Below are 25172 nucleotides of genomic sequence, written 5' to 3' on the forward strand. Positions count from 1 at the left end.
TCCACCGAAATGTACCTTAATTACATTTTCAGAGCAGAAATTGCGTTTCGTCAAGCGTATTTTGTTTTTAAATTACATTTCTCGCGTAAATGAGGCTATGATCAGGCGCTGATTGACGATTTTGTGTAATCAAATTACAAATCCCGCAACCAGGGAGACATGTGTGCAGGCAAAGATCCGAACCCCGACCGGCGACAATACAAACGGCCATGCCGCTATCGATCTCATTTCCGCACTCCGCGATCACGCCGGCCAGTTTCCGGCGCGGGAACAAAAGGTTGCGGACTACGTGCAAAAGCATCTGTCCGCGATTTCGGACATGACGATCGCCGAACTGGCAAAAGCCTGCGGCGTCAGTACACCGACCGTCGTTCGCTTTTGCAGGACACTCGGCTGTGACGGTTTCCGAGAATTCAAGCTGCGACTTGCACAGAACCTGGCCGTCAGCCTGCAGTATATTTCCGCGCCATCGACTACCGAACAGGTTGCCAGCGAAACGGCGATCGACCGCGTTCTGGGCGCGCTTTATGCGACCGCCAATGTCATGCGGCAGCAGGTCGATCCGGCCGTTATCGAGCGGGCCGTCGAAAAGATCGCCAAATGCCGGCAGCTTCTCACCGCCGGGATCGGCGGTGGGTCGACGATGGTGGCCGGTGAAGCGGCGAGCCGCTTTTTTCGCCTCGGTATCCCGTCTGTCGCCCTGCACGACAGCTACCTTCTGCAGATGCGCGCGGCGACGCTCGGGCCCGACGACGTTCTGCTGTGTGTCTCCGCCAGTGGCGAAGCGGATGAACTGGTCAGCGCGGCCGAGATTGCCGGCGGATATGGAGCCACCACAATCGCGATCGCACCGAAAGGCTCCCGCCTTGCGATGATTTCCAAGATCCCCATCCTGGTCGATCTTCCCGAGGACCCGGACATCTTCAAGCCCACCGCCTCGCGATACGCGCACCTGGTGATTGTCGACGCCATCGCCATGACGGTCGCGCAGGTCCGGGCCGCCACCACAAGCGAAAACCTGCGCCGGATCCGCTCTTCCCTGACCGCCTTCCATGGCCGTACCGGACCTCAACCTCTGGGCGATTGAGCCTCATGAACACACGAAACTGTGCCGGCTTGCCAGAAACCGCCGCAATCTGATGTGAAACTGAGAGAAGCCGATTGCATTTCTTACAACGGTCACCCTATGTATGTTATTGGTTTTCATAAGCTCTTGTCGGGGACATCGTATTCATGTCGGTAGATGTTGACGCGCTGGTAGACAGACGGCGCCTCAGACGCAAAGTGACCTTCTGGCGGATCGCGACTTTTGTCGTCATCGCCGCGGCACTGATCGGGGGGCTTATCTACGTCTCCGGGGCTTCGGAATTGTCCAAGCGGACGGCGCATATCGCGCGCATCCCGATCGAAGGCGTCATCCTCGAAAGCCGCAAGACCCTGCAGATGATCGAGAAGATCGGCAAGTCCGATGCGGTCAAGGGCGTGGTGATCTCCATCAATTCTCCCGGTGGCAGCACAACCGGCGGCGAAGCGCTGTATGAAGCGCTGCGCAAACTTTCCGAAAAGAAGCCGGTGGTTGCCGAAATACGAACCATCGGAACCTCCGCGGGCTACATGATCGCCCTTGCCTCCGATCACATCGTCGCGAGATACAATTCCATCACCGGCTCCATCGGCGTGCTGTTCCAGTTCGGCAATATCAGCAAACTGATGGAAACGGTCGGCGTGGAAATGGATGCGGTCAAGAGTGCTCCGCTGAAGGCCGAGCCCGACTTCTATTCCCAGACGAGCCCCGAGGCGCGCGCCATGCTGCAAAAGCTCGTCGACAATTCCTACGACTGGTTCGTTTCACTGGTCGCTGAGCGGCGATCTCTCGACATGCCCAGGGCCAAGGAACTTGCAGACGGCCGCATTCTGACGGGCCACGATGCCCAGACGGAAAAGCTGATCGATGCCATTGGCGGCGAAGATGTCGCAATCGACTGGCTCGTAAGTGAGAAGGGCGTTCCGAAAGATCTTCCAGTCGTCACCTGGAGCGCCAACGAAAATCTGGAAGAGCTGCCGTTTTCCTCCCGGGTCTCGCGAGAGTTCGGAAAAGGCATCGGATCGGCCCTTCTGGAGCCGGTTAGTGAAGCTAAGGGGCTGATTCCACGAGGGCTTACGCTTGACGGGCTGGTATCCGTTTGGCAGGCTTCTGACGCGGCAGACAATAATCCGTAAGCGAGGGGGCACTTCATGATCAAATCTGAGCTGGTTCAGCATATCGCCGAACAAAATCCGCATCTCTATCAGCGGGACGTTGAGAACATCGTCAACGCCATCTTGGATGAGGTTACCGAAGCGCTCATGCGCGGCGACCGGGTGGAGTTGCGCGGCTTCGGCGCGTTTTCCGTCAAGAACCGCCCCGCTCGCGTCGGCCGCAATCCGCGCACCGGTCAAAAGGTGGAAGTGGACGAAAAGTTCGTGCCCTTCTTCAAAACCGGCAAGGAAATGCGTATACGGTTGAACGATGGTGTGGACCACGGCGACGACTGATTGCGTTTGCCACGGCACGCCATTTAAAATCGACTTCTGATCTGGCCAAAACCGGGAGAACCCAGTGACCCGTTTCCTCAAGAACGTGATCTTGTTCGTTATCGCGGTTGTCCTGATCCCGTTGTCGGTGGCGAACCGGCACACGGTCTCCCTGTCGCTCAATCCCCTCGACCCGCAGGACCCGCGCCTGACGATCCCGGACATTCCGCTGTTCTGGATCATCTTCGCAAGTCTGGGCGTCGGCATCATCGTCGGTGGACTTGGCGCATGGGCCAAACAGGGCCGCTGGCGCAAGGAAGCACGCGTGAAGCGCCGGGAAGCCGCGAAATGGCACAAGGAAGCCGACCAGCTGCGGGAAATGAACACCGCAGGTCAGCCGGCATCCAATCTCAAGGGACTGGCAGGACCGGGCAACCGCAACGCCGCCTGACCGGCCGACATTACCATGCGTATTATCTCCAGCGACGAGATCGATGCCTGCCTGGAAGACAGGGCCGTTCTTGAAACGCTGCGCAGAGCCTATCGCTCCAGCACAGTCGCGCCCAAGGCATCCCCCTTGCCCATCGGCCGGCTGAATCAGCAGCAAGGCGCGCTCACCGTACAGCCGGCCTGGACTGACTTTACCCAACAAGGCGACGTCAAGCGCGGCTATATCGGCTGCTCCCTGGCGCTGGATCTACCCGAACAAACGGGCCTGTCCTCAAGTCTCTACCTATTGTTTTCCGGTTCCGGCGGACAACCGATCGCCCTTCTGGATGGCATGCGCCTTACAGTCTGGCGCACGGCTGGTCTCCATGCGCTCGGGGCAAGTTACCTGTCCCGCGAAGACACGTCCCGCCTGCTGATCATCGGCGACGACCCGAGATTGCCCCGGCTTGTGTGCGGTTATGCGGCCGTGCGCAACCTGACGTCGATCCTTCTGGCCGGCGTGTCGCCGGAAATCCAGAAAAGGATCGCCGCCTTGCCCGCGCTCAAGGGGGTCAATGTCGGCATCACGAACGAGATCTATGCCGCGCAAGAAGGCGCGGACATGATCTGCATTGCCGGTCCGGAAAACGAAACAGGCACCCATCACGCCCTCACCTACCTGGATCCTCCTGCGGGCTGTCACGTAGATGTGCTGGATCCGGAAGCACAATTGCCGACAGAACTGCTGCAGGAAGCACGGCTGTTCACCACCGACCTGAGCGAACCGCCGCGGCCGGATCTTGAATGGGCTGCCGACCTGAAGGACCTCACACAGGGCACGAAAGCCGGCCGGCGTTACTACGGCCAGCGCACGCTGTTTTTGCCGGCCCCGCGCACCGGGCTCGCAGACTACGCACTGGCTGCACACGTTTTTTTGAGGACGTGACCTCTGGAACTCGTGCCTGCGCACACCATATCCCGGAACAGCAGGGGGAATCCATGAAAGCGAGCGCCCGAGAAGGGTCGCCCGGATGACGGCTTGGCCGCCATGGGTTTCTCGTTGGTATCTTGAAGGAGCAAATCATGCTGACGACGCTTGCCTATTCGGCAAGCCTTCCGGCAATCGCAATAGGGCTGATGTACTATGTGTCGGCCTGCTCGGGGCTTGTCTACTAGTGCCTTGATGGCACCCTGGCCGTTCGACCCTACGGGCGAGACCGGCTGCCTCCAAGGGTTTGGCACGTTCGGCCGATCGCGCCAAACCCGTTATACGATAATCGTGAAGCCGGTTCCCCGTGGGCCGGCTTTTGTCGTTCCTGGACTGTCCGCTGAGGCCGCGGAACGGAAAGCCATCCCGGCTTAGCCGGGATCTGAACCTGTTCCAATACGGTGTCCAGGCAAGGTCCAGCCACGCAGGATCGCTCCGCCGCGCAAGATCAACGCACAGCTTGCGGCAAGGATCGCGGCAAGGATTTGCGGCGCGCCCAATTGCACCAGCACAACAAATCCACCCGCACCGGCAAAGGCCGCACCGACATAGATTTCCGGCTTCACGATGGAGGAAGGTTCACGGGCGATGGTGTCCCGCAGGATGCCGCCGAAAGTTGCCGTCGAGACACCCATCAGGATCGCCACCAGGATCGTGTCACCGACAGTCAGGGCCTTGGCAGCTCCCATGACAGAATAGGCCGCAATACCGATGGCATCGGCCCATCTCAAGGGTTTGCTGAGCTTTTCGATCCACTCGGCAAAATACCAGACCAGCGCGCTGACGACGAAGCACACCAGCAGATACCATTCGTTCTCCACCCAGAAGACCGGTACACCCAGCAAAAGGTCACGCAGAGTACCACCACCGATCCCCGTCAGCGTGGCAAAGAACAGCAGGGCAACGATATCCAGCTGCTTGCGCGAAGCGACGATGCCGCCGGTAATGGCGAATACCGCCACCCCGAGATAGTCCAGCATTTGCAGCAGCATTCCGTCCCCCATGGCCACTTTCTTTCCGAAGGCAGTACCTGAGGTCCAGGTCTTTGTCATCCCGTAGCATGCCACGCCGGCGCTCGGCCCTACGTCTGAGGGCCTGCATATCTCGCTCAAGGGATTAGGGAAGTTCGACCAGACCGCCGCCTGGAAAAACATTGATCGTTCCCGGCTGTCGTCCTCGCGCGTCGCATCGACGGCAGGACTGGCTCCGGTCAGCTGTGTTGACGAAAGGGTTGCCCCAAAGAAAAGGGGCCACTCCGCTGGATGCGGAGCAGCCCCTTCGAAGCTCTAGGGTCGGTTGAACTCAGGCGTTCTTGTCGACCGTCTGTCCGGCTTCAGCCGACGCCGCAACATCCTTCGGGCCACCCTTGGAAACGCCGACCATGGCCGGACGCAGCACGCGGTCGCCAATGACGTAGCCGGCCTGCATGACCTGTACAACCGTGTTGTTCGGCACTGCGGTGTTCGGCACCTCGAACATGGCCTGGTGGAAGTTCGGGTCGAACTTCTGGCCTTCCGGGTCCAGTTTCTTGACGCCATTCTTTTCAAGCTGGTTGAGCAGATCACGCTCGATCATCTCGACGCCTTCGATCAGCGAAGCAACACCCGCATCGGCGTTCTTGCGGTCATCTTCCGGCAACGCCTCAAGTGCGCGGCGCAGGTTGTCGGAAACCGTCAGCATGTCACGGGCAAAACCTGACACGGCGTACTGGCGGGCGTCCTTGACTTCCTTTTCCGTGCGGCGGCGCAGGTTTTCCATTTCCGCCATGACGCGAAGCGCGCGATCCTTCAGATCCGCGTTTTCGGCTTTCAGAACTTCGATCGGATCGACACCGGCCGCCTCGACAGCTTCCGGCTGTTCCGCTGCTGCGGTTTCCGGCGTTGCTTCTGCCGGCTGCTCTTCCGGGGTTTTGTTTTCGTCGCTCATGAATGATCCGTTTGCTCAGACTGTTTGCGGGTGCTTATACGACCGGTTGGCGTTTTTTCAAAGAGCATCGGCGGATAGGCTTTCGCTTACCCGCCGGATGCGCTCATATGAACCGCAGCCGGTCAGCCGCAGATATATTTCGGAATTAAAGGGCGCTCTTGATCCAGTCGGAGAGTTTGCCCTTCGGCGCTGCACCGATCTGGGTTGCCATCGGCTCGCCGTCCTTGAACAGGATCAGCATCGGAATGGACCGAACGCCGTATTTCATGGCCATGTCCTGGTTCTCGTCGATGTTGAGCTTGGTGATCTTCACCTGGCCGTTCATCTCTTCGGAGATTTCTTCAAGAGCCGGAGCGATCATCTTACACGGACCGCACCATTCGGCCCAGAAGTCGACCACGACCGGGCCGTCGGATTTCAGGACTTCGGCTTCAAACGAAGAGTCGGTAACTTGTGTGGTAGCCATAACTAGATCTCGTAGGTCTCAGGATCGCGCCTACCCGATGTAAGCGCGTCAGTTGGCAAGAACGTAGGAAGCCGAGGGCCTGCCGTCAAGCCGATGTGCCGTCAGGACGCAGTCCGGCGAAGGTTTCTTCCAGCACCTTTTCGGGGATTTCCATCAGGCTCGGCACCGCGGTCCACAGAAGCTGGGCGGAAATCGCCCTGTCCGGATAAATCTGCTTCAGCATTTCCCTGTAAACACAAAGCTGTGCGCGGTACTCGAGCGGGATTTCGGCAACTGATGCCGGCGGATGGAAATTGGTCTTGTAATCCACAATCACCACCCGGTTATCCTCAACCACCAGCCGGTCGATCTGTCCGGATATCTCGACTTCCGTGCCGTCGCTTGCCCGAATCGTCCCGACCAGCGGAACTTCGGCGCGGGCATGACCGCAAAACAACGTCTCGAATTCCGGCATCTCGAGAATCGCAGCCACTTCGCGCAGAAGGTGAGGCAAGCGCTCGGCAAATTCCGGCTTGAGGGTCTGCTTGAGGTAGGCTTCCGACGCTACCATGCGGGCGTCTTCAGCCAAGTCCGGCAACAGCTCCAGAAGCCGGTGGATCAGGCGACCGCGCTCCAGGGGCCAGGACGCAAGATCCCTGCCCGCCTGCAGGCGAGACACCGCAGGCACCGGTTCGATGCCGTCCTTTTCCTCCATCGCCTCGAATGCCCGTGAGGGCTGAAGGCGTTTCTTCCTGGCAAGCGGACGGACGGGACTGGAGAGCCAGTCCGGCAACGGCGGTTCTTCGCTGCGCGGCTCTGCGAAGGTATGCGACGCCGCACCTGCCTCGGGCTCGGCGATGACGCCGTCCTTTTGCCAGCGCCAGGCGGAGACGGATCCATCCGTCGCTGTCAGTTCACGCGCCTCAGGCTTCAACGCCCGCGAGACCATCGAATACCAGCAGTTCTCGTGGGCACCGCGTTTCGGTTCCCAGCCGCAGACGATCAGCCGGTCTTCGGCTCGGGTCAGAGCCACATACAAAAGGCGCCGGTATTCTTCCTCCTGCGCGTCCCGCAGGGCTTCCACCGCCGCGTCGTGCCAGGGCGTCCGGTCCGCCTTGGGCGGCAGCCAGACCAGAGCCGGTGGCAGAAGATCGTTTTCCAGACGCTTGCGCGGCAGGAAGGCCGGATCGTGGATTGCGCTGACGGGGGCTGCCCCCGGATCGACCAGAACGACGATCCGTGCTTCCAGCCCCTTGGAACCATGCACGGTCATGATGCGGACCATGCCCTTGGTATTGGTCAACTCACGCTTGATCTCGGTCGGTGCCGCTGCCATCCAGGCAAGGAACCCTTCCAGGCCCGGCGTGCCGGATTGCTCATAGGCAATGGTGAGCGCCAGGAACTCGTCCAGAACGTCATCGACTTCCACGCCGAGGCGAGCGCGAAAAGCTTTCCGGCCACCATCAGCCCCCAGCAGCCGGGCATAGAATTCGTAAGGCGGCACGAAGTCGGCGCGTGCGCGCCAGTCTTCCAGCCTTGCGCGCACGGCCTTCCATTTGTCCGAACTGTCCGACCGTTTCACCAGCATCTGCCACAGCGTTCCAGGCCGCACCTTTTCCGGCGTTTCCCGGGCAACCTCCAGCAGGTCGTCGTCCGTCAGGTCGAACAGCGGGCTCTTCAGCACGCAGGCAAGCGACAGGTCGTCTTCCGGCAGCAACAGGAACCTGCCGAGAGCGGCAAGATCCTGAACAGCGATATGGTCCGTCAGAACAAGGCGGTCACTGCCCGCAGCCGGGATGTCCATCTCCTTCAGTTCCCGATTGAGCGCTTCGACAAAAGGCCCGCGCTTGCGCACGAGGATCATCACATCGCCGGGATTTGCCGTGCCATCGCGCATCCATTGGGCAATTTCGGCAGCAATACGCCTGGCCACCTTCAGCATCGGGCTGCCTGAACCGACGTGGTCGATCGGCTGGCGCCAGTCGTCCGGCTCCTCGATCTCCGCCTCGGCCTCCAGTGGCCACAGATCAACGATCCCCGGATCGCGCCGGATGGCTTCATGGACCGGCGCTTTCACGTCCTGCGACAGGCCTTTGTGGGCACTTTCGTCGTGAAACACCTTGTCGACCGCTCCAAGAACATCCGGCGTGGAGCGGAAGGAGAGCTGCAGATTGACGGAATGAAACTCAAGCTCGGCCGCCTCGGCCTTGCCGGAAAAGGCCCGGCGCATGGCATCGAAATAGGCCGGAACAGCGCCCTGGAACGAGTAGATCGACTGTTTTTCGTCGCCCACCGCAAACAGCGTGCGGACCCGGTCTCTTGCACCAGTCCCGGCGAAGAACTCGGAGGCAAGCGAAGTCACCACGTCCCATTGGCGCGGGCTGGTGTCCTGAGCCTCATCAACAAGGATATGATCAAGCCCCTGGTCGAGCTTGTATTGCACCCAGAGTGCGGCGTCCGACTTCTGCAGCATTGTTGCCGTCTTGACCACCAGATCCTCGAAATCGAGATAGCCGCGAGCGGTCTTGGCGCGCTCATAATGACCGATCACCGCGTCGGCGAGACGCAGCAGGGCTGTGGTTCCCTCATAGGTCGCCACCTTCCGGCGCTGGTCCAGCAGCTCCAGCAGGCGATGTTGTTCCGCCTCCAGCGCCTCAAGCATCTGGGGGAACGTTTCAGCGACCTTCTTGGTGGCGAGCGACTTTCGCGGCTCAAGCTTGGCTGTCAGGAAAATCGCCTGCCAGGCCTCGCGGAAAGCGGTTATGTCCGTGAGCTTCGCGGCGGTAACCAGATCGTCCGCACGCGCCTGATCGGTCTTGGTGCCGGTTCGCAGTGCCTCGGCATAGGCAAGACAGGTGTTCAGATCAAACGGGCATGCGGACCGAAACTGCTCGTCGAAATCCGCCAGCCTCAGAGCCGGGTCGGTTTCCAGAAGACCGGCAAGCTCGGCAAGCGCGGTCTCCAGATCGCCGGCATCAACCGTCCAGCGGCGGAAAGCGTCACGGCTCTGGATCAACTCGTCCAGCGCCTTCTGGGCGCCGCCGTCGCTCATCAGATCAATGACCGATGCCAGTGCCCTGCCAAAGGCGCTTTCCGGCTCGGTTTCGGCAACATGCAGCACGGTCGCGCGAGAGGCCGCCATGAGTTCCGCTGCCACCCGGTCGTCGAGCACGGCAAAATGGCCCGCGACGTTTGCTTCCAGCGGAAACTGGTGCAGCAGGGATTCGCAGAAACCGTGAATGGTCTGGATCTTCAACCCGCCCGGTGTTTCCAGTGCCCGGGCAAACAGGCGACGCGCCATCGCCAGGCGCGCGGCGTCTGGTTTGCGGCCTTCAATATCCTGCAATTCGGCCGCGAGTGCGGCATCATCCTTGGTGACCCATTCGCCGAGAATCTTGAAAACGCGGGTCGCCATTTCGGCAGCGGCGGCCTTGGTGAAGGTCAGCGCAAGAATACGAGAGGGATCGGTGCCATCCAGCAGCAGCCGCACAACCCTGCGGGACAGAACGAAGGTCTTGCCCGATCCGGCATTGGCACTCACCCAGGCAGAAGCCCGTGGGCGGGAGGCAAGGTCCTGCCGTTGCCTGGTCACTTCAGGGATCTGAAAGCTCATGAAGGCTCCTCCGATCCAAGTGCCCATTCCTGCGTTCTGGCAAGATGATCATAGTCACCGCCCATCTGCCGTTCGCGCATGACGCGGGCACGGGACAGGTAACCAATGTCTTCCCTGACATAATGTGCGATCAACTGTTCCAGCCGCGTCCAGGCGTCTTCCACCAGATCTTCCAGCGGCGTGTCCTTCGGGTTTCGCGGCGCTTCGATCACAGGTTCGCTGCCGCCCTTCAGCTGCAGATACAAAAGCTCGGATATGGGCGCGTCAGCCGGCACATCCTTGAACCCGAACCGCCGGACCATCGCGGCCTCCAGCGGCAATTGCGGCGACAGGAGCGCGTCGACCTGCTTTTGCGAGGGCACCTGCCCTGTCTTGTAATCGACCACGGACAGCCCGCCGCCACTCAGAAGGTCGATCCGGTCTGCCCGGCCGCGCAGGCGGAAATCGAAGCCGGGCAACTTCAGTTCAACACCGCCGCCGATTTCCAGGAACCGCTGACTGACGTGTTGCGACCGCCTCGCTTCGTAGGCAACGAAGCCAGCCGCAATTTTCTGGAAACGCGGCCACCAAAGCGCCCGGATCGCCGGAAACGCATCAAGAGGCTCAAACAGCTCCTCGCCGATCTCTGTCAGGGCCTTTACGGCACTGTCGTCGAATGCGGCGGTCCAGGTCAGCAGGAAATCTGCCAGCGCATCGTGAATGAGGTTGCCCTTGTCGGCAGCACCGGGTTCGCCGCCGATCGGGTCGACCGGCTGCAGCTCGAGCACGTGACGGGCAAAGATCGCGTAGGGATCGCGGATCAGGCGTTCGATTTCGGTGATGGAGAGCGATTTCGGGCGCGCTGCCAAGGGCGGACGAGGGTGAGGCCGGGACGCGGGCCGCACCGCGCCTTCCGGCCGGTCGAGCTGTGCTGCAAGGGCGGAATATACCGCCCCTTGCGCTTCCAGTTTCTTCGTCAGGTCAGGCCCGGCAAGCGTGGTCAGGCGCTGCAGCCAGCGCGATGCGACAGTGGGAGCGCCGTCGGAGCGTGCGGCACGCGACAGAAGGACCCGCCGTGCACCCATGCCTTGCGCAAAGTCATGTGCGGCCGCACCGAGCCGGCGCTCCGGGGGTTCCAGCCCCATGTCGCGCTTCATCGGCCGGTTCAGCCACGGATCATTGCGCGTGCGTTGAGGCCAGACGCCCTCATTGAGGCCACCCAGGATCGCGAAATCAAATGCCTGAAGCCGTGCTTCCATGGGGCCGAGGATCTGCACCCGCTGGTCGCCCGGCAACCTGCGCCGTACGGCCTGACCGGACATCAGCGCAGGCAATACGGACGGCCATTCGCCGGCGGGAATTTCCAGTCCGCTGGAGCTTGCTTCCAGAAGACCGGTCAGGAACTGGGCCAGCGCCTCGCCCGCCTCACCGACGTAAAGTTCTGCCACGGAACCTTCGTGATCGATCGAGATCGCCTCGATCACATCGACATGACGCCGTGCGAGGTCGGTCAGAAGGATCGTGCCGCCTTCTGCGGCAAGTTCTTCCAGCGGTTTCAGTGCGTTCGCCAGACGGTCGACAAGGTTCGCGATCACGTCCCAGTCTTCGTCGTGGATCTTTTTCCAGCGTGGCGTATGTGCCTTGTCCGCATCTTCCCGGCTCGCCTCGACAGCCAGCTGCAAACCTGCCGTTCCCGGCCGGGCGCGCGGTCCGCGAACCACGCCACGCTCCAGCGCGCGGGCGGCAGACCGGATGTCCTTCACCGGCAGGCCCAACCGTGTCAGCGGATGCTTCAGCAGCGCCAGAAGATCGATAGGCTCGCAGCCACCAAGGGCGAGTTTTGCTGCCAGGATTGCCAGGATCGCCGGTGCGGTCTGGTCGAGCGGGCGGCCGGCACTGTCGTCCACCTGGATGTTCCAGCGGGCAAGCTCTGCCGCAACCCGGCGCGTCAACATACGGTCCGGCGAAATGAGGGCCGCACTTTCCTGCCGCTCGATCGCTTCGCGCAAGGCAATCGCGACGCTCAAGGCTTCATCCGCCTCGTTGCGGGCAGTCATGATCGAGACACCATCCAATGCCTCCGCCCTGTCCGTTTCGGGACGGGCATCCAGATAGGCTGTCCAGCCATCGGAGGTATCGGCGGGACGCAAAGCTTCGGAGACAAGTTCCTCACGCAGCAGGAGCCCACGGTCCGGGTCCGGCCCGAGTGTTACGACCTCTTCCCGCCCGGCACCCAGCCGATCAAGCAACTGCTTCAGAGAATACTGCGGATGTGAAGGCAGGGTTGCCGCGTCTTTCTGCATCACACCCTTGCGGGTCGAGGCCTTGCCCGTCTTTTCTCCCAATACGGCCCAGGAGCGGCTGTCCAGATAGCGGTCCAGCCCAGGCAGCACGACGACACCGGATTCAAGCCGGGAGACAACCTTCAGCAATTCGGCGGTGGCCGGAACCGAGCCGGTGACACCCGCAACAATGACCGGGCCACGAGGAGGTGTCCGTTCCAGGCGCTCGGCCTCGCGCCGGATAAGGGCCGAGCGGCGGGCCTTCGGGTCCATCATTTTCAGTTCGGCCAGATGCGCGGGCCAGGCCTCCCGTACGATCTGCAGGAAATCGAGCGTGATCTGCCAGTACCGGGCATGGTCCTCCGGCACCAGACCGGACAGTTCCGTCCAGTCGGCTTCTTCCGTCTCAACCTCGTCCATAAGCGTCAGCAGGTCTGCCGCCAACCAGGCTGCATCGGCCGTCGACGCCGGAAGGCCGAGAGGTTCGTCGGACCTGAGACTGAGCGCTTCCCGGCGCAGCATGCCTTTCCAGGCCTTTACCAGCCGCGTCATCGCAAGATGACGTTCCAGAAGGGGCATTGCCGGCGGCAGAGGTTCCAGATCCGCATTGGCGGTCAGGCTCTGCGCATCCTCGTCGGCATCGCCCACCGGGCGGATGGCAGGCAGGAGAACCGGCCGGCCACCAAACCGCTGCTGGAAAAGCTCCGGCAGCAGGCGCGCAGCGCGGCGCGTCGGCAGATACAGCGTGACCGACGGCAGCAGCAGTGGATCGTCCAGCGGGCGAAAGCCGGGGATCAACGTGCCGTCGACCAGTGTGTCGACCAGCGTTTTCAGGAAAGGGACGGACGGCGGGACAGACCAGAGGCGCGCGCTGCGGGCCATCCTCAGGCGGCACTCTCGCGAACGGCATATTCGGCGGCACGGATGGCCTCCGGGGTACCGATATGCAGCCACAGGCCTTCCATCTGAACGCCGTAGAGACGCCCGGCTTCAATCGCCCTGTCGAAAAGCCTGTTCATGGAGAACGGCCCGTCCGGGGCATCTTCGAACAGGCGCGGGTGCAAAATGGTTGCACCTGCATAGGCAAAGGGCGTCACACCCTTTTCCTGCCGCCGGGTCAACGCCCCATCCTTCGCCATGTCGAAATCACCACGGCCGGAATAACCGACCGCTTTCACGGTTTCGGCAACCAGAAGCAGGGCGTCCATGCGGCTCTCGTCCCAGGCTTCGATCATGTGTTCCAGGTTGGGTTTGACGCCTTCGATCCAGTAGCAGGTATCGGCGTTGAGCTGGAAGAATGGCTCTTCGCCCAATAGCGGCAGCGCTTTCTTGATACCGCCCCCGGTTTCCAGAAGCTGATCGCGTTCGTCGGAAATCAGGATTTCCATATCAGGGCGGCGGCGGACATGAACCTCCACCAGATCGGCAAGGTAATGCACGTTGACCACACAGGTCTTCACGCCGGCTGCTGCGAGCCGGTCCATGCCATGGTCGATCAGGGCCTGACCGTTGACCTCGATCAGGGGCTTGGGCGTCGTTGCCGTCAGCGGGCGCATGCGCTTGCCGAGGCCTGCGGCCAGGATCATGGCTTTGGAAGGGCGAAACCGCTTGTCTGTCATCATCTGTCTCAAATGTGCGACCGGTTGAACGCGGCGCGTTCAGTGCCGGTAGCGTGCGTACCAGTCTTTCAAATCTGACAGGAACGGCCTGTCAAGCACCCGGTCGAGATAGCCTAGCATGCGCGGCAAATGGCTCAAGTAAGCCGGCTTACCATCGCGCTCGGCCAGACGGACGAAGATGCCGAGGATCTTGGAGATCCGCTGCGCCGCCATGACCGCATAGGCTTTCGAAAAACCAACTTCATCGAACTCTGCGGACTGCATTTTTCTTGCCGAGAGATAAGCATCGTAGAGCGCCGTTTCCAGAGCTTCGTCCATGTCCGTGCGGGCGTCCAGCAGCAGGGAAGCAACATCATAGGCAACCGGGCCATAGACCGTATCCTGGAAATCGATCAGGCCGATCCTGTCGGTTCCTTCAGCACCCGCCTGCCAAAGGAGGTTCGGCGAATGAAAATCGCGCAGCACCCAACCTGTCTGGGCCTCGCTAATGTCTTCAAGTGCTTCGCGCCATAGCCGTTCGAATTCCGAGCGCGTGCTCTCGTCGGCCGGATTTCCGGTGACCTTCGGGACATACCAGTCCAGAAACAGCGCCGCTTCGGCAACAAGCGCGTCCGCTGAATAGTCGGGGACCTGATACAGCCCACCATCAGCGAGCGAGACCGTTTTTGGCCAGGCCTCCCCATGCATCTTCGCCAGGACATCGACGGCGGCAAAATATCTTTCGCGCACCGGTTCGCCGTCTACCACGATGGTATCCCGGCCAAGATCGGACGAGAGGATCAGTCCGTTTTCCAGGTCGCTCGCCATAAGATCGGGCGCGCGAAGACCATGGTTCCTGAGTTCCGTTCCCACCGCGACAATCGCCCGGCAGTCGCGCGCCAGATGCACCTTTTCCATGTAGGCGCGGACAGCTTCCGGCACCGCGTCCCCCTGGAAAGGCCAGCGCATCAGAACAGCTGTCGAAGACCCTGTTGCAACCGTCTCGAACGTTCGCAGGGAGGCATCGCCTGCCAGGAAACGGCGCTCGGCATCCGGCAGACCAGCGGTCCCCAGAAAGGACCGCGTTGCCAGCGATTGCCCGATCCGGTTCTGCCAGTGGGGGGCGTCCGAATAGAGGCTGAACCGGCGATGGTAATCGTCGTCAGTCGGCTGGGTGATCTGGATCCAGAGGGCATTGCCGGGCAGCAGCTCGTTCGCCTTCTCCGGCCATTCGATCAGCGCGGCTCCCGTTTCCAGAAGGTCATCCAGCCCGAGCTCTTCCAGTTCTTCGGGCTCTTCAAGCCGGTAAAGATCGAAGTGGGAAAGGTCGAAACGCGGGAAATCGTAGGTCTGCACGAGCGTGAAGGTCGGGCTCGGCACTTCCAGCTCCGGCTCACCGGCAAAGGCCCGGATCAGCGCCCTGGTGAATGTGGACTTCCCGGCACCAAGATCGCCCGACAGGCAAATGACATCGCCGGGCTTCAGGACCATCGCGATGTCGTTGGCAAGTCGCCGCGTGCCTTGTTCGTCGGCAATTTCGATTGTCTGAAAGGCGCCCGACAGGGCTTGCAGCTGGTGGTCTGCCATCCGGCGTCCTACTCGGCCGCCGCCTGGTCCGCCAGTTCGGGCCGTGCGGGGAAAACGCAGGTCACCGTCGTGCCCTTGCCTTCGGCGGACTGAATGTCGACCGTGCCGCCATGGAGTTCGACAAAGCTCTTGACGATGGCAAGGCCGAGACCCGCGCCCTGACGGCGCGATCCTGTGTCATGCCCGACAAAGCGGTTGAACACCTGGGTGAGGATTTCAGCGGGAATGCCATAGCCATGATCCTGAACGACGAAGGTCACCTTGTCGTCTTCGCGGCTGCAGCTGACATCGACCACGCCGTCGGGCTCGGAATAGCGCACGGCATTGGAGATGAGGTTGAACAGGACCTGGCGCAGGCGTTTTTCGTCGGCAACCATCATGCCGATATCACCCGGCACATGGGTCCGCAGGTTGATGCGTGCTTCGGCGATCCGGTCCTTCAGCCCTTCGACGGCGGCTGCAACGGTCGGCGCGACGTCGACTTCACCCAGGTCCAGTTCCATGATGCCGGCATCCAACGTTGCCAGATCCAGAATGTCGTTGATGATGGCAAGCAACGCCGAGGAGGACGACTGGATGTAGTCCGCATATTCGCTCTGCTTGTCGGAGAGTTCGCCGAACTTCGGATCTGCCAGCAACTGGGCGAAGCCGATGATGTTGGTCAGCGGCGAGCGCAGCTCGTAGGAAACATGCTGGATGAAGGCGTTCTTGATCTGGTCGGCCTGTTCCAGTGCCTCGTTCTTTTCCAGAAGAGCCCGCTCGACATTGACGCTGTCCGTTACGTCGACAAAGGTCACCAGCGTACCGCCGTCGGGCAGCGGAACAGTGGCATAGTCGACGACATCGCCGTTGTGGCGTTCCAGACGGCTGACCTTCTGGGTGCGGTTGTCGAGAAGTCCCGTTACATTGCCGGCAAGCTGTTCCCAGGCATCGCGCTCGGTTTCATTGAGCGTGCAGGCGGAGACGACTTCCTTGACGTGCGGCAGTTCTGAAAGCTGATCCTCTTCCAGACCCCAGATACGACCGAAAGCGGGGTTCCAAAGGCGTAGGCGCCCGTCGGACCCGAACACGGCAACGGCTTCCGACAGATTGTCGAGGGTTTCCCCCTGGACGCGGGTCAGCGCGTTGTAGCGGCTTTCCAGATCGAGCTGCTCGGTGACGTTTTCATAGATATAGGTGACGCCGCCTTGCGGGTGCGGATTGGCAATGACGCGCAGGGTGCGGCCATCGGGAAGATGCCACCAGCTTTCGCGAGCTTCCAGAGACTGGTAGCTCTCCATCATCTTGTTACGCCAGACGCGATAGTCCGCCTGTTCCGGGATCTTGCGCGCCGCGCGCAAGGCATCCAGAACCGCGCTGTCTTCCGGCCGGCTTTCCAGGAAAGCGGGATCGAGATCCCACAACTGGCGGAAGGCCGCGTTGTAGAATTGTAGCTTGCGATCGGAGCTGTAGATGGCAACCGCAGCTGCCAGCTGGTCCAGCGTGCGGCCGTGGAAGTCCTCGGCGCGGCCGAGTTCCTTCTGGGCCTGTTCCAGTTCGCTGATGTCCACGGCAATGCCGGCTCCGCCGACATTGGCATTGACATCGGTCACTTCGAACACCCGGCGTTCACCGGAGGCCACGATGGGAATGCGTGCGTTGAAACAGCCGTCTTCGTTCCGCTGGACGGCCATGGCAGTGCGCGCAGCAGCGTCGAGGAAGGTTGCCCCTTCCTTGATCGCAAGATCAGCGTCGGTCATGTCGACCGCTTCTGCATAGGCCTGGTTGGCCCAGATGAGATTTCCTTCCGCATCGCGCTGCCAGGCCGGTGCCGGCATCGCATCCAGCAGCGCGTGCAGCATATGCAGTTCGCCCGAGATCTTGGCATTGCGGGCAGCAAGTTCCGCCTGCATCTGACGTTCGCCGGTCAGATCGCGCAGACGCAGGACCACAGCACCGCCGGTGGTGCGCCCCAGCGCTTCCACATAGGTTCCGGTGCGGGTCTTCAAGGTGGTGGTGAAAGCTTCGCCGGTGCGGAACAGCATGTCCAGATGACGTTCCAGATCGCCGGCGCATTTCGCCGTCAGCCAGCTGCCGAACGCAAGCAGCTGCGCCGGGGGTCGCGGCACACCAGATTTTTCGGGAAGAATGCCCCAGATCTGGGGCATGGCGCCGTTACCGGTCCAGACGATGACGCGTTGCTCGTCGGTATTGAGCATCGCCTCCAGGCGGTCGACCCGGAATTTGAGATCGCTCTTTTCCTTTTCCAGCGCGTCGGTCAGCAATCCGGATTGTTTGCGATGACGCACGAGAGCGACAGATGCGGTGACGGCAAAGGCGCACATTCCGCCTAACGCACCAAAAAGAATCATGTTATCGGGGGAAATGGCAGCAGTCGTGTCGGCGAGCATGTCGGCTGCCGCTGAACCGCAAGACAGGCTCCAGCCTGCCAGCGCCGTTCCGCCGAGCTTCACCGATTTCAGACTCCAATCTCGCCACGCCGCGCGTGGCCGCGCGTCGTTCCTGCCGCTTATCGGCATATTGTGATCCCCTTGTGCCGCCTTGCCCTGTTCTTGCGGGCCGCAGCTCCCGGTTTCTGGGAGCAAATCAAAGACATCCGCCTCATGGCCTTTGATTCGCCTAAACCATAACCTTTTTGAGAATCACGCAGAAGAGTCCGTTATTGAAAAGTTAACAGGACCCTTAAAATTAAAGGGTCCTGCATTTTTTTATTCACAGACCCGAATCGAGGCGATCACCACATCTAGTGGGCCACCTCGCCGGAATCAGTATTTGTAGTGTTCCGACTTGAACGGACCAGCCTTATTAATCCCCAGATATTGAGATTGCTCGTCCGACAATTCGGTTAACGTGACGCCCAGCTTCTCCAGGTGAAGGCGGGCAACCTTCTCATCCAGATGCTTCGGCAGCACGTAGACTTCGTTCTTGTACTGATCACCCTTGGTGAAGAGTTCGATCTGCGCCAGAACCTGGTTGGTAAAGCTTGCGGACATCACGAAGCTCGGGTGGCCGGTAGCATTGCCGAGGTTCACCAGACGGCCCTGCGAGAGCAGGATCATGCGCTTGCCATCCGGGAACACATACATGTCGACCTGGTCCTTGACCGGGCGGCACTTGGTGTTCTTGAGGGCAGCAACCTGGATCTCGTTGTCGAAGTGGCCGATGTTACAGACGATCGCCATGTCCTTCATGCCACGCATGTGGTCGAAGGTGATGATGTCCTTGTTGCCGGTCGCGGTGACATAGATATCGCCTTCCGGAAGAGCCTGTTCAATGGTCTTGACCTCGAAACCGTCCATGGAAGCCTGCAGGGCGCAGATCGGGTCGATTTCGGTGACGATCACGCGGGCACCGGCACCAGCCAGGGACTGTGCGGAGCCTTTGCCGACGTCGCCGTAACCACAGACAACGGCAACCTTGCCGGACATCATCACGTCGGTGCCGCGGCGGATACCGTCGACCAGGGACTCACGGCAGCCATAACGGTTGTCGAACTTGGACTTGGTGACGCTGTCGTTGACGTTGATCGCCGGGAACGGCAGGTCGCCCTTCTTCTGCATTTCATAAAGACGCAGAACGCCAGTGGTGGTTTCTTCCGAAACGCCCTGGATCAGCTCTTTCTGCTTGGTGAACCAGCCCGGGTTGGCGGCCATGCGCTTCTTGATCTGCGCGAACAGGCACACTTCCTCGTCCGACTTCGGGTTATCGATCAGACCGGTTTCACCGGCTTCGACCCGTGCACCGAGCAGGATGTAGAGCGTGGCGTCGCCGCCATCGTCCAGGATCATGTTCGCACCTTCGGGGAAGTCGAAGATCTTGTCGGCATAATCCCAGTATTCTTCCAGGGTTTCGCCCTTGGTTGCGAAAACCGGAATGCCTGCAGCTGCAATCGCAGCGGCTGCCTGATCCTGCGTGGAATAGATGTTGCAGGACGCCCAACGGACTTCCGCACCCAGCGCAACCAGCGTTTCGATCAGAACGGCGGTCTGAATGGTCATGTGCAGGGAACCGGCAATGCGGGCGCCCTTGAGCGGCTTGGAGTCACCGAATTCGGCGCGGCAGGCCATCAGGCCCGGCATTTCGTGCTCGGCGATCTCGATTTCGGTGCGGCCCCAGTCTGCGAGCCCGATGTCTTTAACGATGTAGTCGGTCATGAATAAGTCCTGCTGTTTTGAGCCAGCTTCAGGCGCAAGGCCCCTTGAGTGTCGCCGCCATCTCGTGAACCAGTGCCAAAACAGCACCAGGGGCGGGCGACAGCCGAAATCCGGAAGGCTCCGGAAATCGTTGGAAGGGGTTATAGCGTCAGCAGGGTCATCACGCAATAAAGATATAAAGAATTCTTTATATCATATGTCCCAATCACGTCCGGTAGAGATCCGCACGTGACGGCGGCATGCCTGAGGGGCCCTTGGTGCGACGCGTCGCGACCGTCTGGAAGATGCCGATGGAGCCGCGTTCGAAGCCAAGCGAGACGCCAATGAGATAGGCCAGCCACAGACGATATTTGTGCTCGCCTATTTCCGCGACAGCCGCGTCCTTTACCTTCATCAGGTTTTCCGCCCACAGCCGTGTCGTGCGGGCATAGTGCTCGCGCCATGCTTCCACATCGTGAACCTCGAAGCCGTGCGCTTCCAGATTGGTCAGCGTCCAGCCAATGTGGTCGACCTCCCCTCCCGGGAAGATGTAGCGTACCAGCGCCTGGTATTCCGGCTTCTTGCGGCGGAACGCCTTCAGATCCTTTTTTCCGCGGCGGGTGATCGCATGGTGCAGGTAGACACCCCGCGGTTTCAGCAGGCGGTGCACGCTCTGGAAATAATTATCGTAATTGTCCAGCCCGACCGCCTCGAACATGCCGATGGAGGAGATCTTGTCGAACTTGCCGTCCATGTCGCGATAGTCGATCAGCTTGACCGAGACCTTGTCTTCAAGGCCACGCGCCTTGATCCGCTCCTCGGCAAGCTTCAGCTGTTCTTCCGCCAGTGTGACCCCAACGGCTGTCACGCCATAATGTTCGGCGGCGTGGCAAATCAGGGCGCCCCAGCCGCAACCGATATCGAGCATCCGGTCGCCCGGCTTCAGCCGCAGCTTGCGGCAGATCATGTCGAGCTTGTCTTTCTGCGCCGTCGCCAGATCGTTCGACCAGTCGGAGAAATAGGCGCAGGTGTAGACCATCTCCGGATCGAGAAAGAGCCGATAGAAGTCGTTGGAAACGTCGTAATGGAACGCGATGTCGTCCTTGCGGCTGCCGGAGCTTCGGTCCGCTGACTGACCGGCATCAAGCCCGTCCGGGTTGGCTTCAGCCTTGCGACCAGAGCCGCGCCAGAGCGAAAATCCGGTTTTCAGAAGCAGGGTCTTGTTGAGGCGCTTGCGAATTTCCCGGCTTTTGAGCGTCGGCCGCTTTTCGGCAAAGTCGAAAATGCTGCCACCGCGCGGGTCGACGTCGCCATTTGCATAGAGATCGATCAGCGTCTTGATGCCCGGACGGCGAAGAAGACGCGTCAGGGCGGCTTCGGAAAGAGCAAGCCGCAGACCGTCCGCCGGCGCATCGGCAGGTACCCGGGATCCGTCCCAGAGTTCGAACGCGAATTGAAGGTCCAACGCCTCATGGACATGGGTAAGTGCAGTGCGTGCGGCGGAAATCAGTCGGTCCTGAGTGTGGCTCGCCATGTCGGCCCCCGGTTCGGTTTGGAAGGGTGTGGCCGATGCCCGGAATTCACTCGATCGACCGCAGCAGGAATGTGCACCGCAGGGTGGCGGCACGAAATGTCAAAATCAATCTTCTTCGCCAAAGCCGCTTTCGACGAGCTCGGCAATCGCCGCCATGGCGTCTCCCGCATCAGAGCCGGTGACGCTGACAGTGATAAAGCAGCCCGGGCTGGCAGCGAGCATCATGAGACCCATGATCGACGTTCCGCCGACGGTCTGGCCGTCCTTGGAAACCTGGACGTCTGCGTCAAACGTCTCCACCAGCTTCACCAGCTTTGCGGAAGCCCTGGCATGCAGGCCACGGCGGTTGACGATTGTCAGGTCTTTTTCCAACACGGTCTGCGCTGTCATTGTTGTTTTAGTTCTGTCCCGACAGCACCTGGCTGGCAACCGAGATGTATTTCTGGCCGGCCTGACGGGCTTCGTCGACAGCATCGGCCAGTTCGCGATCTGCGCGCACGCTGGCAAGCTTGATCAGCATCGGCAGATTGACACCGGCCACCACTTCAACGGATTTGCTGTCCATCACGGAAATTGCGAGGTTGGAAGGTGTGCCACCGAACATGTCCGTCAGAAGCACCACACCCTTGCCGGAATTGGCAGCTTCCACAGCGGCCAGAATGTCCTGGCGCCGCTGCTCCATGTCGTCATCCGGACCAATGGAGATGGTTTCAACCTGTTCCTGTGGACCGACAACATGTTCCAGCGCCGCTTTGAATTCCTCAGCAAGGCGCCCGTGCGTAACAAGTACAAGTCCGATCATGCGTCAGTTAGCCTGATTATCGAGTGCGTTAAGCTCAGGATCCCAAAAGAGATCCGGAAAGAGCCGGGCGTTTATCAGTCTGATGCACTCTCTTCAACCGCTTCGTCAGTTGCAAGCAAAAAACGCCCCTGCTGCCTCAAATATAATCCGGTCCTTTGGGGAAAAGGTGCCGTAACGCCCAACGGATCAGGCGCAGGCTGTGCTCAGGGTCGTTTTGCGGGCACATAACCACCGGTAAATGCACGCCTTCCAGGCAGGTCGTCGCGAGAACCTGCTCCGGCATCCTCTCGATGGCGTCGGCCTGCTTCAGTTCGACCAACAGATGCACTTGCGCGTGCGGCAGAAAGCGCGTTTCGACAACACCGAAACCGCGTACTTCCATGCGGCCTTCGATCGTCCGCGGCGCACGCGCCTCAAGCCGTCCATCAGCTGCAGCAACATGCGTGTAGTCGTCAGCCACCAGAAGGCCGAGATTGCCTTTGGCCCGTGCCGCCTCGACGAGAATATCCGAAAGGGTTGTCTTGCCGCTTCCGGCACCGCCCCGGATCAGAAGGCCGGCTGTGCCCACCACCACGCAATTGGCATGAACCGCCGGAGGCGTCACTTGCTCCGCCCTGCCGGCAGATAGATGGTGAAACGAGCACCTGCAATCTTCTGCTTGCCGTCCCGACCGGGCACCAGACGGTTGGTGGCAACAATTGTCCCGCCATGGGCTTCGATGATCTGCCGGGAGATCGACAGGCCCAGACCGGAATTGTTGCCGAAGCCTTCTCCTTCCGGCCTGTCGGTATAGAAGCGTTCAAAAATGCGCTCGGTGTTTTCAGCACGGATGCCGGGACCGTCATCATCCACGATGATCTTGATCATACGGCCGTCCCGGCTGAGATCCACCCGAACCGTTCCGCCGGCGGGCGAGAAGGACCTGGCGTTGTCCAGAAGGTTGCTGACGACCTGTCCGAGGCGAATATCATGGCCTTGCATCTGATAAGGCTTGCTGCCCTGAGCATCTGCAACGGCCAGCTTGACACTTGCCTCCTCCGCTCCGGACCGCTGGTTGGCGGCATCGGCCATGTTGCGCAGCAGTTCGGCCAGGTCGATCGGCTCGGCCTGGATCCGGGCCAGTTCCGCATCAAGGCGGGAAGCATCGGAGATGTCGCTGATCAGACGATCGAGGCGGCGCACGTCATGCTGGATCACTTCCATCAACCGGTCCTGCGAATTCTTGGACTTGGCCAGGGGCAGGGTTTCCACGGCGCTGCGCAGCGATGTCAGCGGGTTCTTCAATTCGTGCGCGACATCGGCGGCAAACTGCTCGATCGCATCGATCTTGTTATAGAGCGCGTGGGTCATTTCCCGGAACGAACGCGCCAGATGGCCGATCTCGTCCTGCCGATCCGAAAAGTCCGGTATCTCCTCGCGAGAGGTCGAGCCTCGCCGCACGCGGTCCGCGGCAGCCGCAAGGCGCCGGACCGGGCCGGCAATCGTCCCGGCCAGAAGGATCGACAGAAGGATGGTCACTGTGGCGGCAAACAGGAACACGCGAATGATGGCGATACGTTCGGCCCGCACGATGGCGTCGATGTCACCGCCCTGTGTCGACAGGAGCAAGGCCCCAAGGACCGCGCGGAACCGCTGGATCGGCACGGCAACGGAAACGATCAGCTCGCCCCGTTGCGAGATCCGCGTCACGCTGGCCGGGGATCCGGCAAGCGCCGCCTCCACTTCCGGATAGGCGCGGCCATCGCCACCGCCTACGTCCTGATAGATCGGCAGGTCACCCTGGCGCAGCCAGCGCTTGACCCATTGCCAGGTCGAATCCCAGAAGCCTTCCTCCTCCGCCGTCGGAGGCGGCAGATCGAAGCGCAGGATCTGGGCGCTGGTATAAAGGTGGCGGCTGTCGAGGATGAGAATGCCTTCCGGATCATAGATCCGCGCCCGGGTCTTGGTCGGCGAAATCAGGCGGCGCAGCACGGGACCGACCCGTTCCGGGTTGATCGGAAAGTCGAGACTGTCGAGATCTTCCTGGGTCGGGGTGATGCTTTCGCCCGCCTGCAACTGCAACAGGCGTTCGGGATCGACGGTGATCGTGCCCGTATCGACGGTGGCGGAAGCGGCAATGGCGCCAGCAATGATTTCGCCCTGGGTCAGAAGGCTCTGCACCCGCGCATCGATCAGACCCGCGCGAAACTGGTTGAGGTACAGGATACCGATCACCAGTGCCAGCAGACCCACGAGGTTGATGGCGATGATCCGGCGCGTCAGCGACGAGAGAACATAGGTTCCGAAGATACGGCCCAACTGGCTGAGCAGACGGCGACGGATCCGCTTGTTGCCAAGTCGGCGCAGACGGGAGCGATCCGAACCGTTCTGAGGTTCAGAGGCACCAATCTCTTCCGCGCTCTCGCTTTCCACCGCCATTCAGGCTCACATTAGATCAAAGGCTGTTCAATCGAAACCGACTGAACAGCCAAAAGCAGATCGTTTCCAGGTTTTACCGGGACAGTCGCTCTACCGGTCCGTTTCAGACTTCCCGGAAACGATACCCGACGCCGTAGAGGGTTTCGATCATGTCGAAGTCGTCATCAACAACCTTGAACTTCTTGCGCAGCCGCTTGATGTGGCTATCGATGGTGCGGTCGTCCACATAGACCTGATCGTCATAGGCCGCGTCCATGAGCGCGTTACGGCTCTTGACGACACCGGGCCGCTGCGCGAGCGCGGACAGGATCAGGAATTCGGTCACGGTCAGCGTGACAGGTTTGCCGTTCCAGGTGCAGGTGTGACGCTCCTGGTCCATCACAAGCTGGCCACGTTCCAGCAGTTTGTCGGCATCGTCGCGCGGCGTGGATGCGTCACGCGGTTGCGCCCGGCGCAGCACCGCGCGCACACGCTCGACCAGAAGCCGCTGCGAAAAGGGTTTGCGGATAAAATCGTCGGCGCCCATCTTCAGGCCGAAGAGTTCGTCGATCTCGTCATCCTTGGAGGTCAGGAAGATTACCGGCAGATCGGAGTTCTGGCGCAGGCGGCGCAGCAGTTCCATGCCGTCCATACGTGGCATCTTGATATCGAAAATCGCGAGTTCCGGCGGGTCGCTCTGCAGGCCGTCGAGCGCCGATGTACCGTCGGTGTAGGTTTGAACGCGATAGCCTTCCGCTTCCAATGCGATAGAGACCGAAGTCAAAATGTTGCGGTCGTCATCGACCAGGGCAATTGTCGGCATGCTTTGTTTTTCCATTTCCGGCAACGCACCGATGGCGCGCATCGGCATTAATGTAACACACAGCCTTTGGCCTGCTAAATGCGCATAAATTAAGGCAATCCGCCTCCGGATATGCTTGCATG

Annotated in this window: 20 protein-coding genes; 5 read left to right on the forward strand and 15 right to left on the reverse strand. The window is 60.8% G+C overall.

Annotation, left to right across the window (positions count from 1 at the left end; translation table 11 throughout):
* Positions 1-163: 163 nt before the first annotated feature.
* The 5 genes from B0E33_RS08810 (at position 164) to B0E33_RS08830 (ending at position 3889) form a co-directional block, all read left to right on the forward strand.
* Positions 164-1087 (forward strand): MurR/RpiR family transcriptional regulator, encoded by a 924-nt coding sequence (locus B0E33_RS08810; protein ID WP_062490766.1) that lies wholly within the window; start codon positions 164-166, stop codon positions 1085-1087.
* Positions 1088-1233: 146 nt separating this feature from the next.
* A complete protein-coding gene (gene sppA, locus B0E33_RS08815; protein WP_062490767.1) occupies positions 1234-2220 on the forward strand; it encodes a signal peptide peptidase SppA in 987 nt (328 codons plus the stop codon).
* Between the two features lie 15 nt (positions 2221-2235).
* Entirely contained in the window at positions 2236-2535 is a 300-nt protein-coding gene (gene ihfB / locus B0E33_RS08820; protein WP_006940254.1) for an integration host factor subunit beta, read from the forward strand.
* Between the two features lie 64 nt (positions 2536-2599).
* Positions 2600-2965 carry a lipopolysaccharide assembly protein LapA domain-containing protein gene (locus tag B0E33_RS08825; RefSeq protein WP_022998966.1) on the forward strand — a complete coding sequence of 122 codons (366 nt, stop codon included), beginning with the start codon at positions 2600-2602 and terminating at the stop codon, positions 2963-2965.
* 15 nt (positions 2966-2980) lie between these two features.
* Positions 2981-3889, forward strand: coding sequence for an ornithine cyclodeaminase (locus B0E33_RS08830; RefSeq protein ID WP_077290979.1), 909 nt, complete (start codon positions 2981-2983; stop codon positions 3887-3889).
* 413 nt (positions 3890-4302) lie between these two features.
* Here the strand turns inward: B0E33_RS08830 and B0E33_RS08835 are convergent, their stop codons facing one another.
* The 15 genes from B0E33_RS08835 to B0E33_RS08905 all read right to left on the reverse strand — a co-directional run bounded on the left by B0E33_RS08835 (position 4303) and on the right by B0E33_RS08905 (position 25050).
* Positions 4303-4923, reverse strand: coding sequence for a trimeric intracellular cation channel family protein (locus tag B0E33_RS08835; RefSeq protein ID WP_077293202.1), 621 nt, complete (start codon positions 4921-4923; stop codon positions 4303-4305).
* 310 nt (positions 4924-5233) lie between these two features.
* Positions 5234-5857, reverse strand: coding sequence for a nucleotide exchange factor GrpE (grpE, locus tag B0E33_RS08840; RefSeq protein WP_022998970.1), 624 nt, complete (start codon positions 5855-5857; stop codon positions 5234-5236).
* 145 nt (positions 5858-6002) lie between these two features.
* On the reverse strand, positions 6003-6323 hold the full coding sequence (gene trxA / locus B0E33_RS08845; protein ID WP_022998971.1) for a thioredoxin: 321 nt from the start codon (positions 6321-6323) through the stop codon (positions 6003-6005).
* 85 nt (positions 6324-6408) lie between these two features.
* Positions 6409-9942: a double-strand break repair helicase AddA gene (addA, locus tag B0E33_RS08850; RefSeq protein WP_206051419.1), complete on the reverse strand. Its 3534-nt coding sequence runs from the start codon at positions 9940-9942 to the stop codon at positions 6409-6411.
* Complete coding sequence (addB, locus tag B0E33_RS08855; protein ID WP_077290981.1) at positions 9912-13058, reverse strand: double-strand break repair protein AddB; 3147 nt, start codon at positions 13056-13058, stop codon at positions 9912-9914. The genes addA and addB overlap by 31 nt, the downstream gene beginning before the upstream one ends.
* A 2-nt stretch (positions 13059-13060) precedes the next feature.
* Positions 13061-13795: a nucleotidyltransferase family protein gene (locus tag B0E33_RS08860; protein ID WP_031268670.1), complete on the reverse strand. Its 735-nt coding sequence runs from the start codon at positions 13793-13795 to the stop codon at positions 13061-13063.
* A 39-nt stretch (positions 13796-13834) separates the two neighbouring features.
* Entirely contained in the window at positions 13835-15361 is a 1527-nt protein-coding gene (gene tsaE / locus B0E33_RS08865) for a tRNA (adenosine(37)-N6)-threonylcarbamoyltransferase complex ATPase subunit type 1 TsaE (RefSeq protein ID WP_077290982.1), read from the reverse strand.
* An 8-nt stretch (positions 15362-15369) separates the two neighbouring features.
* The gene (locus B0E33_RS08870) at positions 15370-17814 is read right to left on the reverse strand and encodes a PAS domain-containing sensor histidine kinase (RefSeq protein ID WP_077290983.1); all 2445 of its coding nucleotides are present in this window, start codon (positions 17812-17814) and stop codon (positions 15370-15372) included.
* A 312-nt stretch (positions 17815-18126) separates the two neighbouring features.
* Entirely contained in the window at positions 18127-19515 is a 1389-nt protein-coding gene (ahcY, locus tag B0E33_RS08875) for an adenosylhomocysteinase (protein WP_022998977.1), read from the reverse strand.
* Positions 19516-19720: 205 nt separating this feature from the next.
* Positions 19721-21028: an SAM-dependent methyltransferase gene (locus tag B0E33_RS08880; protein ID WP_077290984.1), complete on the reverse strand. Its 1308-nt coding sequence runs from the start codon at positions 21026-21028 to the stop codon at positions 19721-19723.
* 105 nt (positions 21029-21133) lie between these two features.
* Positions 21134-21418, reverse strand: a complete 285-nt coding sequence (locus B0E33_RS08885) for an HPr family phosphocarrier protein (RefSeq protein WP_022998979.1) — start codon at positions 21416-21418, stop codon at positions 21134-21136.
* 7 nt (positions 21419-21425) lie between these two features.
* A complete protein-coding gene (locus tag B0E33_RS08890) occupies positions 21426-21830 on the reverse strand; it encodes a PTS sugar transporter subunit IIA (RefSeq protein ID WP_022998980.1) in 405 nt (134 codons plus the stop codon).
* Between the two features lie 136 nt (positions 21831-21966).
* Entirely contained in the window at positions 21967-22434 is a 468-nt protein-coding gene (locus B0E33_RS08895; protein WP_077290985.1) for an HPr kinase/phosphorylase, read from the reverse strand.
* Entirely contained in the window at positions 22431-24248 is a 1818-nt protein-coding gene (locus B0E33_RS08900) for a sensor histidine kinase (RefSeq protein WP_022998982.1), read from the reverse strand. The genes B0E33_RS08895 and B0E33_RS08900 overlap by 4 nt, the downstream gene beginning before the upstream one ends.
* Positions 24249-24351: 103 nt before the next feature.
* A complete protein-coding gene (locus B0E33_RS08905; protein WP_031268674.1) occupies positions 24352-25050 on the reverse strand; it encodes a response regulator transcription factor in 699 nt (232 codons plus the stop codon).
* Positions 25051-25172: the final 122 nt, after the last annotated feature.

Source organism: Roseibium algicola (assembly GCF_001999245.1).
Taxonomy (GTDB): Bacteria; Pseudomonadota; Alphaproteobacteria; order Rhizobiales; family Stappiaceae; genus Roseibium; species Roseibium algicola.